This is a genomic window from Rhodovulum sp. (genome assembly GCF_011048875.1).
GTDB lineage: Bacteria > Pseudomonadota > Alphaproteobacteria > Rhodobacterales > Rhodobacteraceae > Rhodovulum > Rhodovulum tesquicola.
This window is the reverse complement of the sequence record NZ_DSDD01000454.1, coordinates 1-2254: the sequence shown is the minus strand read 5'-3', so window position 1 is coordinate 2254 and position 2254 is coordinate 1. Positions and strand designations below refer to the sequence as shown.

Sequence of the window (2254 nt, the reverse complement as noted above, 5' to 3'; positions counted from 1 at the left end):
GCCGACCAGGGCGACGAGGTCCTGCGCGCTGGGCTGACAGAGGATTTCACGGTCCTGAGAAAGCCGGTGCAACTCTCGCGACTGCGGCCGCTGATCGACTGGAAGACCCGGGCGCCCGCGCCGCTGTCCGACGAAAGTATCGCGTGACACCGGCTGCGGGCGGGCTAGGCTCGGCAGAAGGGAGAGGACATATGCGAAAGACAATTGCGGGCCTTGCTGCGGCCGCCCTCGTGCCGGGCGGCGTGGCCTCGGCCGACACCGAGGGCACCGAGACCTATGACATGCTGTTTCGAAGCAGCACGCTGGACGACGTGCCACGCTCGGCAATGCTGATCTATGCGCGCGAGGTCGCCAATCGGACGAACCCCGAGGCCGCGGCCGCCGCGACCGGGGAGGTGGAGTTGCGCTTCGCCGCTGACGATCCGACGCTGGCCGCGCTGCGCTTCACCCATGGCGACAGCTTCAGCGCAATCGGATCCTTCCCCGCCGAGGTCGGCAATCCGGTCATCATGTATTTCATGGAGACGGTCGTGCGCGACATGGCCGAGACCGCGGGCGGCAGCCCTTTCTACATCCGCAACCGGATGAAGGAAGCATTGCTGCGTCCGGCCGGTGTCGAGGCGGTCGAGGTGGAGTTCGGCGCGGAGGAAGTGCAGGCGCAGGCCTTGACGCTGCACCCTTTCAAGGACGAGCCGAACCGTGCGCGGATGCAGGGATTTTCCGATCTGGAGGTCACGGTCACCGTGTCGGACGAGGTGCCGGGATCGTATCATGCGTTGAGCGCGCATGTGCCGGATCTGGAGGGCGGCGCGCCGATCTATGTTTCAACGCTGAAGCTGAAAGCGCCGGGCGGGGAGGTGGAACCATGAGGATGACAGCCCTTGCCATGGTGACAGCGTGCCTGGCCGTGCCGGCAGCAGGGCAGGATGTGGCGGCGCGGTGGAACGATTACCCCACTGCGGCCAGAGCCGATTACGTCTTTGCCTGCATGGCTACCGACGGGCAGGGGCGCGACGTTCTGGAGAAGTGCGCCTGCTCGATCGACGTGATCGCCTCTATCCTGTCCTACGAACGATATGTCGAGGCCGAGACGGTGCTGTCGCTGCGGCAGATACCAGGGGAACGCGCATCGGTCTTCCGCGCTTCGGCCATGGCGAACGAACTGGTTGCCGATCTACGGCGGGCCCAGGCGGAGGCGGAGATCGTCTGCTTCTGACGCATGGCCGGGGGCAAGGGCATTCTCCCGCCCCCGGCGCGGCGCGGGGCATGCGCCCCGCTTGTCCGGCGTTGGGCGTGGCCGCGCGCGTGCCGCGCGCGGCGCCTCCGGCGGGGATGTATGCGGCCAGAAGAAGGGCGCGGCGCCTGGGCCGTCAGGACTGGCCGACCTTGGGAAGATCGTGTTCGAAGACATTGCCTTCGGTATCGCGGGCGATCACCCGCAGGGATGGGGCGCCGTTATTGGTGTAGGAGAACCGGAAGACCGGGTTCTCGCTGATCGAGATGCCACCTTCCATGGTGAAAAGCATCTCGTCGCCCTGCCAGAGTTCGAGCCGGTCGATGAAATGCGCGAGGATGAAAAGCTGGGTGAGCTGGTCCCGCTGCAGGCCCGAATAATTGGGGTGGCGGATCATGATCTGTGCTTCGCGACGTGCGGTCGACATCGTGGGCACCTGGGAGAAATGCTTCAGACGCATCTCGCCCATCCCGGCCAGCGCTTCTTCGGGGTTGCGCGTGGCCGGGGCCGAGCAACCGCCCGAGGCCTTGACATAGCGGCCGGTCATCAGGTGGCCCTGATCGGTATCGGCGATCACGCGGATGTTGGAATACTGGTTCACGCGCACCCGGATCTCGAGATCGAGCGGCGCCATGGCGGGGCCGAAGGTGAAGCTGGCGGCCAGCGGTGCGGGATGTCGTCGATCACCACGGTCGCCCCGCGGATCGTCAGCCCCGGGTCGGTCTGGCGGATCGTGACCGGCACCGTAGCGGCATCGTTGGCCCGGTAGGGGGCCTGGACCTCGAAGCGGCCTGCGGCGTCGGCGATGTCGATCTTGCCCACGAGGTCGGTCCTGAGTTCGTTCCAGATGTGGCTTTCGGCCAGCGGGCTGGCACGGTTATCCTCGGCCAGAGCCGGGCCGAAGGCCAGCGCGGCGATGGCGATGAGGGGTTTCATGGGGCGCGTTCTCCCTGATGCGTGGTCCTGACGGGGGAGTATGCCACGGAAACGGGCTGCTCGGCAGCATCCATAGGTCGGTAT

The 2254-nt window shown here is 66.5% G+C and carries 4 protein-coding genes; 2 read left to right on the top strand and 2 right to left on the bottom strand.

The window, feature by feature from the left end:
• The first annotated feature begins 191 nt into the window (after nt 1-191).
• Together ENN83_RS15545 and ENN83_RS15540 are read left to right on the top strand one after the other, a co-directional pair.
• Complete coding sequence (locus tag ENN83_RS15545) at nt 192-869, top strand: hypothetical protein (protein ID WP_287188577.1); 678 nt, start codon at nt 192-194, stop codon at nt 867-869.
• Entirely contained in the window at nt 866-1216 is a 351-nt protein-coding gene (locus tag ENN83_RS15540) for a hypothetical protein (RefSeq protein ID WP_287188575.1), read from the top strand. Before ENN83_RS15545 ends, ENN83_RS15540 begins: the two co-directional genes overlap by 4 nt.
• Before the next feature lie 154 nt (nt 1217-1370).
• Here the strand turns inward: ENN83_RS15540 and ENN83_RS17060 are convergent, their stop codons facing one another.
• Both ENN83_RS17060 and ENN83_RS17055 read right to left on the bottom strand, forming a co-directional pair.
• Nucleotides 1371-1868: a quinoprotein dehydrogenase-associated SoxYZ-like carrier gene (locus ENN83_RS17060; protein WP_349760146.1), complete on the bottom strand. Its 498-nt coding sequence runs from the start codon at nt 1866-1868 to the stop codon at nt 1371-1373.
• Nucleotides 1832-2170, bottom strand: a complete 339-nt coding sequence (locus ENN83_RS17055; RefSeq protein ID WP_349760145.1) for a hypothetical protein — start codon at nt 2168-2170, stop codon at nt 1832-1834. The genes ENN83_RS17060 and ENN83_RS17055 overlap by 37 nt, the downstream gene beginning before the upstream one ends.
• Nucleotides 2171-2254: the final 84 nt, after the last annotated feature.